Origin of the sequence: Rhizobium sp. WW_1 (assembly GCF_003610155.1) — a bacterium.
Taxonomy (GTDB): Bacteria; Pseudomonadota; Alphaproteobacteria; order Rhizobiales; family Rhizobiaceae; genus Rhizobium; species Rhizobium tropici_A.
The window spans coordinates 237,972-250,391 of sequence record NZ_RAIN01000001.1; the positions used below are offsets into that span (position 1 = coordinate 237,972).

Genomic DNA, 12,420 nt, shown 5'->3' on the forward strand with positions numbered 1-12,420 from the left:
GATCAGTTGGTCTTCTTCTTCTGTTGCGCGCCTGAGCCGGGAGCTACGGCTGCGTCGTCGGGCTGACCGTCCACGGCAATGGCGCTTGGATCTTCGCCCTTTTCGGCGACCAGCTTGCGCCAGCGTCTGACATTGGCATTGTGCTCGTCCAGCGTCGCTGCGAAGACATGCCCACCGGTGCCGTCAGCCACAAAATAAAGGTCCTGCGTCTTCCAGGGGTTGGCGACGGCCTCAAGCGCATCCTTGCCCGGATTTGCGATCGGCGTCGGCGGCAAGCCCTTGATGAGATAGGTGTTATACGGCGTGTCCTTCTTCAGATCGGACTGATAGATCGGACGATCGGACGGCTTTCCTTCGCCACCGAAAAGCCCATAGATGACCGTCGGATCGGACTGCAGGCGCATACCCTTGCCGAGGCGGTTCAGGAAGACGGAGGCGACATGGGCACGCTCGTCGGCAAGGCCCGTTTCCTTCTCGACGATCGAGGCCAGCGTGATGAAATCCTGCTTGTTGGCCAGCTGCACGCTCGAGTCACGCTTGTCCCAGATCTGCTCGACCAGCTTCGTCTGCGCTGCCGCCATCTGCTGAACGATCTCGGTGCGCTTGGTGCCGCGCGTGAACTTATAGGTGTCCGGCCTCAGGCTGCCTTCCGGCGGCAGGGCCGAAGGCAGGTCGCCTTCCAGCACGGGATCGGCCTGCAGCTTGTTGAACATCTGCCGCACGGTCAGCCCCTCCGGCAGCGTGACAGAATAAAGGATCGACTTGCCGGACTTCAGCAGTTCCATGATGTCCTTCATGGAGGCGCCGGCCTTGATCTCGTATTCGCCGGCGCGAAGCGTTTCCCCGTCATGCAGATAGGTCGCGGTCAGCCAGCGGAAAATGCGCTGATCGGTGATGATGTTATTGGTTTCGAGGCGATTGGCGATCTCGCTGAGACCGGCACCGTTGCGCACGATGAAATTGGTGTTGGTCGTCAGCGGACCCTGCCCCTGGTAGATCGAAAACGCATAATAGGCGCCACCGACAGCCGCAACGGCGACAAACACCGCCAGCGTCATCAGGAAATTCAGGAAGATGACCATTTGGCTGCGGGCTTTGCGCGAACGCTTCGGCGGGTCCGGAACACGCTCCGGACGCAAGGCTTCATTGGCTGATTTCGGGATAATCGGCCCTTTCTGCCCGTTCGGAGTTCCGTTGTTCTGGTTCGTATCGCTCACCGGCAATCCCTTCCCTTTTATGATTGCCTGCTCTTTGGCCAAGCAATGCGGCAAAAAGCAGGTTCAGAAGACAAGGCGGAACTCTAAGCTCCGACTTCGACTGATCAGGCGTTTCCACACCGCATTCCCGAGAAAGACGAAGGTGCAGCAACAATCAAGGATGCGGGCGGGATTGCCGAAAGGCACCCCGCCCCAACAGTTACGCGTTGTTATTAAGCCTCATAGCGACGCAGGACAAGCGACGCATTCGTACCGCCGAAGCCGAAGGAGTTCGACAGCGCCACATTGATTTCGCGCTTGCGGGCCTTGTGCGGAACGAGATCGATGGCGGTCTCGCGCTCCGGATTGTCCAGGTTGAGGGTCGGCGGGGCAATATTGTCTCGAATGGCGAGCGTGGCGAAGATCGCCTCGATGGCGCCGGCGGCCCCGAGAAGATGGCCGGTCGCCGACTTGGTGGACGACATGGAAATCTTCGACGCGGCATCTCCGACCAGCCGCTCGACAGCGCCAAGCTCGATCGTGTCGGCCATGGTCGATGTACCGTGGGCGTTGATATAATCGATATCGGCCGAGGTCAGGCCGGCACGCTTCAAAGCCGAGGTCATGCAGCGGAATGCGCCTTCGCCGTCCTCGGACGGAGCGGTGATGTGATGGGCATCGCCCGAGAGGCCGTAGCCCACGACTTCGGCGTAGATCTTGGCGCCGCGCGCCTTGGCATGTTCCAGTTCCTCGAGAACGACCACACCGGCACCCTCGCCCATGACGAAACCATCGCGATCGCGATCATAGGGCCGCGAGGCCTTCAGCGGCGTATCGTTGAAGTCCGTCGACAGCGCCTTGCAAGCGGCAAAACCGGCAAGCGAGATACGGCAGACAGGCGCTTCGGCGCCGCCGGCCACCATGACGTCGGCATCGCCGAGCATGATCAGGCGAGCCGCGTCGCCGATGGCGTGCGCACCCGTCGAGCACGCGGTGACGACCGCGTGGTTCGGGCCGCGTAGCTTGTGGCGGATCGAAACTTGACCGGATACGAGATTGATCAGACGGCCGGGGATGAAGAAAGGTGAAATGCGGCGCGGACCCTTGTCACGCAGCGTGTAGCCGGCTTCGACGATGCCTTCTAGTCCGCCGATGCCCGAGCCGATCATGACGCCGGTCGCGATCTGATCCTCGTCCGTTTCGGGGTGCCAATGTGCATCGGCCAGCGCCATGTCGGCAGCCGCCATGCCGTAGATGATGAAGGGATCGACCTTGCGCTGCTCTTTCGGCTCCATCCAATCGTCGGCATTGAAGGTGCCGTCGCTGCCGTCGCCAACAGGAATGCGGCAGGCAATCTTAGCCGGGAGATCCTCGACCTCGAATTCCGTCACGCGGCGTGCGCCATTATGCCCAGCGAGCAAACGCGTCCAGGACACCTCCGTGCCACAGCCCAAAGGTGATACCATGCCGGTACCCGTGATAACGACACGTCTCATCGCCCGCAGACCCCCGTCTTTTTATGATGATATGCGTATAAAAACACCTCGCCCGGCCTTACCGGACGAAATAGGGCGGACTCGTGAGCCCGCCCCGTCAAAAAGCGCAGAAGATTAGGCCTGAGCCTTCTCAATGAACTTTACCGCGTCGCCGACCGTCAGGATCGAGTCAGCAGCGTCGTCCGGGATTTCAACGCCGAATTCTTCTTCGAAGGCCATGACCAGTTCGACGGTGTCGAGCGAGTCCGCGCCCAGATCGTCGATAAAGCTTGCGCTCTCAACAACCTTGTCGGCGTCAACGCCAAGATGATCAACAACAATTTTCTTTACGCGTTCTGCGATATCGCTCATGTCGGTTTCCTCGACTTTATGTCCTGATCAGAATGCCTTGTGACATCCCTACCCTAATTCAAACCTGCAGCATCTGCTCCGACGCCGCTGGCAAACCCGTTCAACCCGGCATTGAGATCCGGTCCAGCGCCTTGAATGTGGCCCAGTCCGCCTGAATTTTCCGGACGACTGTTCACAGTCATGGCCCGCTTAACACGGTTTAAGTCCGTCGCAAAGCCAGAAAATAGCCGGCTCCGGGTTGCTCAACATGCTATTGGCGGGAAAGTTCCCCCCAACAGCAATTCCTTTAGATCATCGCCATACCGCCGTTGACATGGATCGTCTGACCCGTGACGTAGCTGGCTTCCGAAGAGGCGAGATAGGCAACCGCGGAAGCGACTTCCTGCCCCGTACCCATGCGCTTCATGGGGATGGCTCCCATGATGGCTTCCTTCTGCTTGTCGTTCAGCTTGCCCGTCATCGCGCTTTCGATGAAGCCCGGAGCAACGCAGTTGACCGTGACGTTGCGGGTCGCGATTTCCTGCGCCAGCGACTTCGTGAAGCCGATCATACCGGCCTTGGAGGCACAGTAGTTGGCCTGGCCCGGATTGCCCGTCACGCCGACGACGGAGGTGATGTTGATGATGCGGCCGTAGCGGCGGCGCATCATCGGATGGGTGAGTTCCCGCGTCAGGCGGAAGACCGCCGTCAGATTGACTTCGAGAACCGCATCCCAGTCCTCGTCGCTCATGCGAACGAACAGACCGTCCTTGGTGATACCCGCATTGTTGACGAGAATATCGACACCGCCGAGTTCCTCTTCCGCCTTGGCGCCGAGCGCCTTGACTTCATCGCGGTCCGACAGATTGGCCGGGAAGATCTTGACGCGATCGCCGAGCTCGGACGCCAGCGTCTCGAGCTTTTCGACGCGCGTGCCGTGCAGGCCGACGATGGCGCCCTGCTTGTGCAGGAGCCGGGCAATTTCTTCGCCGATGCCGCCGGATGCGCCGGTTACCAGGGCCTTGCGGCCGGTCAAATCAAGCATGTTTGTCCCTCGTTCCTTAATCTATCAGCCGAGCAATGCACCGAGCGCCGTATCGATATCGGCAGCATTGTTGACGGCGACGCCATTGACCGACTTGTCGATGCGGCGAGCCAGGCCCGTCAACACCTTGCCGGCGCCAATTTCATATAATGTTGTCACATTGTTGGCGGCAAACCATTCCACCGTCTCGCGCCAGCGCACCTGACCGGTGACCTGCTCGACCAGCAATCTGGCGATTTCGTCCGCATCCGTGACCGGAGCAGCCTTGACGTTGGCAATGACAGGCACAACCGGATTGGCCTTGGCGACGCCGGCAAGCGCCTCGCGCATGGCATCTGCGGCAGGCGCCATCAGCGAGGAATGGAACGGAGCGGAGACCGGCAACAGGATGGCGCGCTTGGCGCCTTTGGCCGTCGCAAGCTCCGCCGCCCTTTCGACCGGGGCCTTCTCGCCGGAGATGACGATCTGGCCGCCGCCATTGTCGTTGGCGATCTGGCAGGCGCCCAGCGCGGACGCTTCTTCGCAGACCGCGATGACATCGGCGTGCTCGAGCCCGATGATCGCAGCCATGGCGCCGACGCCGACGGGCACTGCCGCCTGCATGGCGTTGCCACGGATGCGCAGGAGGCGCGCCGTGTCGGCCAGCGAGAAAGTGCCGGCGGCACAGAGCGCGGAATATTCGCCGAGCGAGTGGCCGGCGACATAGGCGACCTTGCTCTTCAGATCGAGGCCACGCGCCTGCAGCACGCGGATGACGGCCATTGACACGGCCATCAGCGCCGGCTGTGCGTTGGCCGTCAGGGTCAATGTCTCTTCCGGGCCGTTGAAGATGATGTCGGAGAGCTTTTCACCGAGCGCTTCATCGACTTCCTCGAAGACGGCGCGCGCCTCGGCGAAATTGTCGGCAAGGTCCTTGCCCATGCCGACGGCTTGGCTGCCCTGGCCGGGAAATGTGAAAGCAACAGTCATTATAAAGCGTCCTTTTGGGGGTCGTTTTGCTTCCCAATGACATTGTTTGCGCCGGAGTCAATAGCGCAGGCCCTGTCGCCACAGGCTTTTGCGTCTGCGAAGCGCAATGATTTTTTTCTTGCGCTTGCTCAGATCGGGCCTAAGTTTGCGCGACCTCATTCATTTTGGCTTTCTCCCATCCCCCAAGGTTTTCCCATGAAATATAAGAATTTAGGCCGCACCGATATTTCCGTTTCTGAGATTTGCCTGGGCACGATGACCTGGGGCACGCAGAACAGCGAAGCCGAAGCTCACGAGCAGATGGACTATGCAGTCAATAAAGGCATTAATTTCTTCGACACGGCCGAAATGTATCCAACGACGCCAGTGGGACCGGAGACCCAAGGCCGCACGGAGGAGTATATTGGCACCTGGTTCGAGAAAACCGGCAAGCGCGGGGATGTCGTGCTCGCCACCAAGGTCGCTGGCCCGGGCCGCGAATATCTGCGCGGCGGACAAGGCCCGGATGCCGCCAATATCAATGCCGCGATCGACGCCAGCCTGAAGCGGTTGAAGACCGACTACATCGATCTCTATCAGGTGCATTGGCCGACGCGCGGCCATTTCCACTTCCGCCAGAACTGGCGCTACAACCCGTTCAACCAGGATCGCGAGAAGGCTGTGGCCGACATCACCGAGATCCTGGAGACGATGGGCGAACTGGTGAAGGCCGGCAAGATCCGCGCCATCGGCCTATCGAACGAGACCACCTGGGGTATCCAGAAATATCTGACGATTGCCGAACAGAAGGGCCTGCCGCGCGTCGCCACCACGCAGAACGAGTACAACCTGCTCTATCGGCATTTCGACCTCGATTTGGCCGAGCTTTCGCATCACGAAGATGTCGGTCTGCTCGCCTATTCGCCGCTCGCCGGCGGCATCCTCAGCGGCAAATATGTTGACGGCGCCCGCCCGGCCGGCTCGCGCGGCTCGATCAACCAAGACATCGGCGGCCGCCTGCAGCCGTTGCAGGAACCGCCGGTAAAGGCCTATCTGGAGATCGCCGCCAAATACGGCATCGATCCCTCGAAACTGGCGCTCGCCTACTGCCTCACCAAGCCATTCATGGCCTCCGTCATCATCGGTGCGACGACGATGGCGCAGCTGGAGACCGATGTGGCTGCCGCTTATGTGACGCTGCCGGCAGAGGCTTTGGCCGAGATCGAGCAGGTGCATCGGAAATATCCGATGCCGATGTGAGGAGCCTGCCGGTAGGTTTCAAAGCGAATAAGCGGGCACGTTTGCCCGCTTATTCGGCTGTTGCGGCGGAAACGCCGCAGCAGATTTCGCAGACGTAATTATTGCCGTGGGTGATAGTGGCACCGAGGGGGATTTTTTTACTCCCTATAAGGTGCTGATATACCAGCGGAGCGATATTTTTGTCGTAGGCGTCTTTAACGGTAAGAGCATACCGCCCCTGCACGGTCAAATGGACCGCCATGGGAGGATTTGCCCCCTTGGCCAACTGTATAGCTGTCTTCAACGACGGATCGACAAGTATCTGGATATATTGTTTGCCAAAGCGATTTTCTTCGAACTCGCGCACCCACACCGACGTCTGACGCATATAGCCGGACTTTTTGCCGATCGACACACGATACCAGTCGCCGATGCTCTTCCCGATCGTCAGCTCGCTCCCATTCGGAAAAGTGGCAATCGTCTTCGCGCTCATGTTCCGGCTAGTCTTTAGCGGGGCCGCCCCTGTGTCGTCTTGAACAATGCCGTTTCTTGGAATTGGAATTTGCAGAAGCGGCGAATCCTCGCTTAGTGGCTGTGCTTCCTTGCGCGCTTCAGCATTCGCCGCCGGAGCCTTCCTGGACGGTGACTTTGCCTCCAATTCCAGAACCTCCTGGTATGACATAGTCGTTACCCGAAACTCTGTCATTTCACTCGAGGACAGATAGCGCATATCGTTGCTGTCGTATCTGAGCGTGAGTTGCAGCAGGCCTGGATCGACGCCCATCTCGTTCATATAGGTAATCACGTCGGCGGTCTGCCGCTGAACGGCTGCAACAGCAGCCTCGACGTCCATTCCTTTTGTATCGCTGAACGAAGATTTGTGAACGCCGATCGAGCCCGGTTCGGCAAAACGGCCTACTCCACCGAGAAATGACAAGGAACAAGCCGAGGAACATTCGGCGCTTCGTACAGCGAGGGTGCTGAGCCCCAGGGATCTAATCAGCCGGCCGAGTTCCAATGCCTTGGATACATTTCCGCCGCCGCTGTCGAAGCCGACGAAAATAGCATGGCTGGAAACTGCCTTGTCACGAAATAGGCTCAAATCGTCGTCGGCTTCGAAGCTGCCGCTCACCGTGATATAAGTAATTCCCTCATCCGCGGCTCGAACGTCGTAGCTCAATTTTGCCGTAGCATCCTGACCGAGAAGGGCAAAGCCCAAAGCAACGACCCCCAAAGCAAAACCTTTACTCCGTATCCCCACAGCCCAACCCCCATGTCAGCCAAGCCATGAATTCCACAGGTCCAGTCGCTTCACAAGTCATGATCGCAGCGCATGTTCAAAAGGTCAGGCCCCGTGGGATAGGCGGGAACAGACTTATAAAGCTGCGAGGGAAACCCAGACCGCCGCAAGCGATCTACAGCTCCGCCTTCGGCGCGATCGCCAATTCGGAAGCATGAGCCTCGCGCAACTCGTCCTGTCCCTTCACCCGGTCCGTGGACTTGTGCAGCAGGATCGAGCGGTAGCCTTCCGGACTGCTTCCCTCGATCAAGGTGACATCGGCATTCCCCGGATTGTCCGAGCGTTCGAACCAATCGACCGGGTGATGCAGGAAGTTCATCTCGAAGGCGCGGTTGGTGACGCCGTGGCCGACGATAATGACATTGTTTCTGCCGCTTTCGGCATCGTGCATAACGGTCTGCAGGAACAGGCGGACGCGCTGGGCGACATCGGCGCGGCTTTCGCCGTCCGGCGGACGCGCGTAGAACTTACCGTTATTGTTGCGCAGCCTTGCCCATTTCTCGAATTCGTCGGGGAATTTCCGCTTCTGCTCGGCATGATCGTAGATTTCGGTAAAAAGGCCGAAATCCTGCTCGCGCAGCAGATAATCCTCCCGGACATCCTCGATCAGTTCAGGGGGCAGAATTTCGAGCAGGGCATCCTTGCTCTGCCGCGTCCTGAGGAATGGCGAGTACCAGACGCTCAGCCTGCGCAGTTCGGCTGATGGCAGCTCCTTCAGATACGCTGATATCGCCTGCCCCGCCGTCAGCACCTGCCGATATCCCCATTCGGTCAGCGGAACATTGTGATCGCCGAACTGTCGGTAAGCGCGGTCGTCGATATTGCCGAGGGATTCGCCGTGCCGAACGAGAAAAATACGCATGAGCCATCCCTATTGCCGCCATTCGCTACTCATCATATTGGAGAGCGTGGCGGGTGCAACGCTGCTGCTGGCGGGCGCTCGCAATTTAGCCCGGGCATCGACGCCGTTCGCAGGCAAAACCGCATAATTTCGCCCCAACCCTTGCCTTTCCGAGAAAAATCCGTATAAGCCGCCCTGTTCGCAACCCGGTCTTCTGGCTGGTGGCTGAACGGAGGGCCGGTTTTCCGAGAGGGGAATCGTTCGGAACGGAAGCGTTCCAGCCTCCCGTGTCTCCGCTCTCGACCGTCTCGGAAACGCTTTTCTTGCCTGGGTTTATCCCTATCAGGAGCAGTCGTTGAGGCTTAGCCGCCGAATATCGGGTTCAGACCAACGCAAGAAAGGCAAAGCTATCCATGGCTCTTTACGAACATGTATTCCTTGCCCGACAGGATATTTCCGCACAGCAGGTCGACGCCCTCGTAGAACAGTACAAGGGTGTTATCGAAGCTAACGGCGGTAAAGTCGGGCGTATCGAAAACTGGGGCCTCAAGTCCCTCACCTACCGCATCAAGAAGAACCGCAAGGCTCACTACGCCCTGATGGACATCGATGCTCCGGCCGCTGCGATCCAGGAAATGGAACGCCAGATGCGCATCAGCGAAGACGTCCTGCGTTACATGACGATCGCTGTTGAAAAGCACGAAGAAGGCCCGTCTGCCATGATGCAGAAGCGCGACCGTGACGACCGTCCGCGTCGTGACGGCGACCGTCCGGAGCGCAGCTTCGGCGATCGTGGTCCGCGCCCGGATCGTGGTGACCGCGAAGATCGTCCGCGCCGTCCGCGCGAAGACCGCGTATAAGGAGATTTGAGTATGTCTGAAGTTTCCTCCGCACCGGTCCGTCGTCCGTTCCATCGCCGCCGCAAGACCTGCCCGTTCTCGGGCGCCAATGCGCCGCGTATCGACTACAAGGACGTTCGCCTCCTGCAGCGCTACATTTCCGAGCGCGGCAAGATCGTTCCTTCCCGCATCACGGCCGTTTCCCAGAAGAAGCAGCGCGAACTCGCCCAGGCGATCAAGCGCGCCCGTTTCCTCGGCCTGCTGCCCTACGTCGTCGCTTAATAGCGCCTGACGCAGACTGAATACAGGGGAAGGCAGCAATGCCTTCCCTTCTCCCTTTCGCGATGGGCGCGGATCGGAACCTTGAAACCCCATGTTGGGGACGGCTTTCTGGCCCGAGTGCTGGAAGCATCCTCTAACTGCTCGATACGAAGCAGGACAGCGACGTGAAAAAGTTGAACGCAAAAGAGCTTGGCATCGGCGCGCTCGCCGGTCTGACCGCCGCCCTACTCGTGTACGGCGCGACGATACAGCCATTGCTGTTCATTTTGTTCGGCGCGCTCTCGGCACTTCCCATCCTGATCGTCGGCCTCGGCTGGGGCAACATGGCGGTCATTGTCGCCGTCATTGCCGCAGGCATCGTCGGAACGATCACGCAATCGTTCTATTTCGGGCTGTTCGTCGTTCTGCTGACGCTGATCCCGGCATGGCTCAGCCATATCGCCAATCTGGCGCGCCCGGCCTCCGAACTCGGGGGACCGGACGATCTGATGGCCTGGTATCCGCTCTCCGATATCATGCTGCACCTGTGCGGCCTCGCTGCCCTCGTCATCATCGTAGCCGGTGCGGTCATGGGCTATGGTGCCGATCTGGTGGGCCAAGTCGTCGACGCCTACATGACCGCGGTGAACCAGCAGTCACCCGATCTTCAGCTCAATCCGGTTGCGATCGCGAAGACGAAGTCGCTGATGCTCTACATGATCCCGATCGCCTGGGGCATGATCTGGGTCATGATGCTGCTGGCTGCCTATTATGTGGCGACCCGCATCGTCGCGGCTTCGAGCCACAATCTGCGCCCGCGCGAGGACATTCCCTCGGCGCTGCGCATGAACCGCAATGCGATCTTCATCTTTCTCGCGGCGATCGTCGTGATTTTCTTCGGCGGCGTCCTGGCCCTCATCGCCGCCGCCGTGGTCGGTGCCTTTGGCGCGGGCTTCATCGTTTCCGGTTTCGCATCGCTGCACTACCGGACGCGCGGCAAGGATTGGCGCCTGCCGGCACTGATCATCTGCTACCTGATGTCCTTCCTGCTGACACTGCCGCTCTTGGTCATTCTCGTTCTCGGCCTTTACGATACCCGCAAGGCGATATCGCTCACCCCGAACAAGAATGCCGACACACCCAAACAAGACACGAAACTCTGAAATCGAAAGGAACAACGAAAATGGAAGTCATTCTCCTCGAACGCATCTCCAAGCTTGGCCAGATGGGCGAAACCGTCAAGGTTCGCGACGGCTTTGCCCGTAACTACCTGCTGCCGCTCGGCAAGGCGCTGCGCGCCAACGCCGCCAACAAGGCCCGTTTCGAATCCGAGCGCGCAACGCTCGAAGCCCGCAACCTCGAGCGCAAGAGCGAAGCCCAGAAGGTCGCCGACGTCCTCGCCGGCAAGTCCTTCATCGTCGTTCGCTCGGCAGGCGAAACCGGCCAGCTCTACGGTTCGGTCGCTGCCCGTGACGTCGTCGAAATCCTCGCCGCGGAAGGCTTCACCATCGGCCGCAGCCAGGTTCACCTGAACACGCCGATCAAGGCCATCGGCCTGCACGACGTTGCAATCGCGCTTCACTCGGAAGTCGAAATCAAGGTCGAGCTCAACGTTGCCCGCTCCGCTGAAGAAGCCGAGCGTCAGTCCAAGGGCGAAACCCTCACCTCCGCTGACGCCATCTACGGCGTTGACGAAGACGCGCTCCGTCCGGAAGATTTCTTCGATCCGGAAGCTGACGGCAACGCCGAAGACGAAGCTTGATCTTCAAGCTTTCGCAGAATTGAGAATGAATAGGCCTGGGTCTTTCGACCCAGGCCTATTTTGTTCGTCTGAAAGAGGAATGCGGCTTTCTCGGTCAGTCACTGTCCTTGACGGCCGGAAGCGGAGCGGAATCCTTGTCGATCGAAACGACAACGGACATGCCCGGCGCCAGTTGATCGGCGAGCGGCTGCCCATCCTCGACCTTGATCCTGACGCCGAGGCGCTGGGCGACCTTGGTGAAATTCCCTGTCGCATTGTCGGGCTTGATGACGGCAAATTCGGAGCCTGCCGCCGGAGAAAAGCGCTGGATACGGCCCTTGATCTCGCGGTGTCCCAGCGCATCGACGGAGATCGTGGCGGGCTGATCGAGCTTCATGCCGTCAAGCTGGGTTTCCTTGAAATTGGCGATGACCCAGACGTCCTTCGGGACCAGGTTCATCAGCTGCGTGCCCGGAGTCACATACTGGCCGAGGCGTACGCCGATTTCGCCGACGCGGCCGTCCTGCGGTGCCCTGATCGTCGTATTGTCCAGATCGATATCGGCAAGCTGCACGGCAGCCTCCGCACCGCTGACGCCAGCTTCGAGCGAAGCGCGGTTAACGATGATCGTCGTCAGATTCTGCTGGGAGACATCGAGAGCGGCCTTTGCCTGATTGACTGACGCCTGCGCCTGCTGCAGCGTTGCCTGCGCCTGCTCGGAATCGCTTGTCGTCGAAACGCCCCTCGAGACCAGTGTCGTGACGCGATCGGCGGCAAGCTGGGCGCGCTTCAGCGCAGCATCGGCGCTGTCGATCTGCGCCTGGCTGGAGGCGATGCCGGCCTTGGCGGCCTGCTCCTGCTGCTGCGAATTGGCGAGCGCCGCCTTCTGCCCGGCAAGCGTGGCGTTCGCCTGCGCCACCTTCTGCTTGTAGATGCGGTCGTCGATCTGGGCCAGCACATCACCTTCCTTGACGAGCTTGTAGTCCTTGATCGGTACGTCGGTAATATAGCCGCTGACCTGCGGGCTGATCGTCGTGACGTAACCTTTGACGTAGGCGTCGTCGGTGGTTTCCACCGAGGTTTTGAACGGCGGCAGATGCCAGGCATAGAGCACCAGCATGACGCCGCCTATGCCGGCAAGAACCGCAATGACTTCGATTGGGGAGCGAACGAGCCTCGACATG

General features: G+C 59.8%; 13 protein-coding genes. 5 read left to right on the forward strand and 8 right to left on the reverse strand.

The annotated features are described in order from the left end of the window. Positions 1-2 precede the first annotated feature (2 nt). The 5 genes from mltG to fabD form a co-directional block, all read right to left on the reverse strand. Entirely contained in the window at positions 3-1,217 is a 1,215-nt protein-coding gene (gene mltG, locus BJ928_RS01125) for an endolytic transglycosylase MltG (protein WP_047627179.1), read from the reverse strand. Between the two features lie 212 nt (positions 1,218-1,429). Then, on the reverse strand, positions 1,430-2,692 hold the full coding sequence (gene fabF / locus BJ928_RS01130; RefSeq protein WP_047627180.1) for a beta-ketoacyl-ACP synthase II: 1,263 nt from the start codon (positions 2,690-2,692) through the stop codon (positions 1,430-1,432). 114 nt (positions 2,693-2,806) lie between these two features. Further along, positions 2,807-3,043 (reverse strand): acyl carrier protein, encoded by a 237-nt coding sequence (locus BJ928_RS01135; RefSeq protein ID WP_004122114.1) that lies wholly within the window; start codon positions 3,041-3,043, stop codon positions 2,807-2,809. Between the two features lie 286 nt (positions 3,044-3,329). Continuing rightward, complete coding sequence (gene fabG, locus BJ928_RS01140) at positions 3,330-4,067, reverse strand: 3-oxoacyl-[acyl-carrier-protein] reductase (RefSeq protein ID WP_047627181.1); 738 nt, start codon at positions 4,065-4,067, stop codon at positions 3,330-3,332. Between the two features lie 24 nt (positions 4,068-4,091). Then, positions 4,092-5,036 carry an ACP S-malonyltransferase gene (gene fabD, locus BJ928_RS01145; protein WP_047627182.1) on the reverse strand — a complete coding sequence of 315 codons (945 nt, stop codon included), beginning with the start codon at positions 5,034-5,036 and terminating at the stop codon, positions 4,092-4,094. 195 nt (positions 5,037-5,231) lie between these two features. Here fabD and BJ928_RS01150 point away from each other — a divergent pair, with 195 nt between their 5' ends. Next, positions 5,232-6,275 carry an aldo/keto reductase gene (locus BJ928_RS01150; RefSeq protein WP_047627183.1) on the forward strand — a complete coding sequence of 348 codons (1,044 nt, stop codon included), beginning with the start codon at positions 5,232-5,234 and terminating at the stop codon, positions 6,273-6,275. Positions 6,276-6,324: 49 nt separating this feature from the next. On the opposite strand, the gene BJ928_RS01155 is transcribed toward BJ928_RS01150, so the two are convergent. Together BJ928_RS01155 and BJ928_RS01160 are read right to left on the reverse strand one after the other, a co-directional pair. After that, positions 6,325-7,434: a hypothetical protein gene (locus BJ928_RS01155; protein ID WP_183079347.1), complete on the reverse strand. Its 1,110-nt coding sequence runs from the start codon at positions 7,432-7,434 to the stop codon at positions 6,325-6,327. 235 nt (positions 7,435-7,669) lie between these two features. Next, positions 7,670-8,416, reverse strand: coding sequence for a phosphoglycerate mutase family protein (locus tag BJ928_RS01160; RefSeq protein ID WP_047627185.1), 747 nt, complete (start codon positions 8,414-8,416; stop codon positions 7,670-7,672). 392 nt (positions 8,417-8,808) lie between these two features. On the opposite strand from BJ928_RS01160, the gene rpsF reads away from it, so the two are divergent. The 4 genes from rpsF (at position 8,809) to rplI (ending at position 11,257) form a co-directional block, all read left to right on the forward strand. Continuing rightward, entirely contained in the window at positions 8,809-9,255 is a 447-nt protein-coding gene (gene rpsF / locus BJ928_RS01165) for a 30S ribosomal protein S6 (protein WP_028753379.1), read from the forward strand. A gap of 12 nt (positions 9,256-9,267) precedes the next feature. Next, on the forward strand, positions 9,268-9,516 hold the full coding sequence (gene rpsR / locus BJ928_RS01170; RefSeq protein ID WP_004122103.1) for a 30S ribosomal protein S18: 249 nt from the start codon (positions 9,268-9,270) through the stop codon (positions 9,514-9,516). Positions 9,517-9,680: 164 nt separating this feature from the next. Further along, positions 9,681-10,658 carry a DUF2232 domain-containing protein gene (locus tag BJ928_RS01175; RefSeq protein WP_047627186.1) on the forward strand — a complete coding sequence of 326 codons (978 nt, stop codon included), beginning with the start codon at positions 9,681-9,683 and terminating at the stop codon, positions 10,656-10,658. 20 nt (positions 10,659-10,678) lie between these two features. Then, positions 10,679-11,257, forward strand: coding sequence for a 50S ribosomal protein L9 (gene rplI / locus BJ928_RS01180; protein WP_047627187.1), 579 nt, complete (start codon positions 10,679-10,681; stop codon positions 11,255-11,257). Positions 11,258-11,351: 94 nt separating this feature from the next. Here rplI and BJ928_RS01185 read toward each other — a convergent pair whose 3' ends face one another. Beyond that, positions 11,352-12,419: an HlyD family secretion protein gene (locus tag BJ928_RS01185; RefSeq protein ID WP_047627188.1), complete on the reverse strand. Its 1,068-nt coding sequence runs from the start codon at positions 12,417-12,419 to the stop codon at positions 11,352-11,354. Position 12,420 lies beyond the last annotated feature (1 nt).

What these genes read in the sequence shown, in the direction of transcription:
- fabF (WP_047627180.1), bottom strand. Translation starts at nt 2,692, where the DNA reads ATGAGACGTGTCGTTATCACGGGTACCGGCATGGTATCACCTTTGGGC.
- BJ928_RS01135 (WP_004122114.1), bottom strand. Translation starts at nt 3,043, where the DNA reads ATGAGCGATATCGCAGAACGCGTAAAGAAAATTGTTGTTGATCATCTT.
- BJ928_RS01160 (WP_047627185.1), bottom strand. Translation starts at nt 8,416, where the DNA reads ATGCGTATTTTTCTCGTTCGGCACGGCGAATCCCTCGGCAATATCGAC.
- fabD (WP_047627182.1), bottom strand. Translation starts at nt 5,036, where the DNA reads ATGACTGTTGCTTTCACATTTCCCGGCCAGGGCAGCCAAGCCGTCGGC.
- fabG (WP_047627181.1), bottom strand. Translation starts at nt 4,067, where the DNA reads ATGCTTGATTTGACCGGCCGCAAGGCCCTGGTAACCGGCGCATCCGGC.
- BJ928_RS01185 (WP_047627188.1), bottom strand. Translation starts at nt 12,419, where the DNA reads ATGTCGAGGCTCGTTCGCTCCCCAATCGAAGTCATTGCGGTTCTTGCC.
- BJ928_RS01150 (WP_047627183.1), top strand. Translation starts at nt 5,232, where the DNA reads ATGAAATATAAGAATTTAGGCCGCACCGATATTTCCGTTTCTGAGATT.
- rpsR (WP_004122103.1), top strand. Translation starts at nt 9,268, where the DNA reads ATGTCTGAAGTTTCCTCCGCACCGGTCCGTCGTCCGTTCCATCGCCGC.
- rplI (WP_047627187.1), top strand. Translation starts at nt 10,679, where the DNA reads ATGGAAGTCATTCTCCTCGAACGCATCTCCAAGCTTGGCCAGATGGGC.
- rpsF (WP_028753379.1), top strand. Translation starts at nt 8,809, where the DNA reads ATGGCTCTTTACGAACATGTATTCCTTGCCCGACAGGATATTTCCGCA.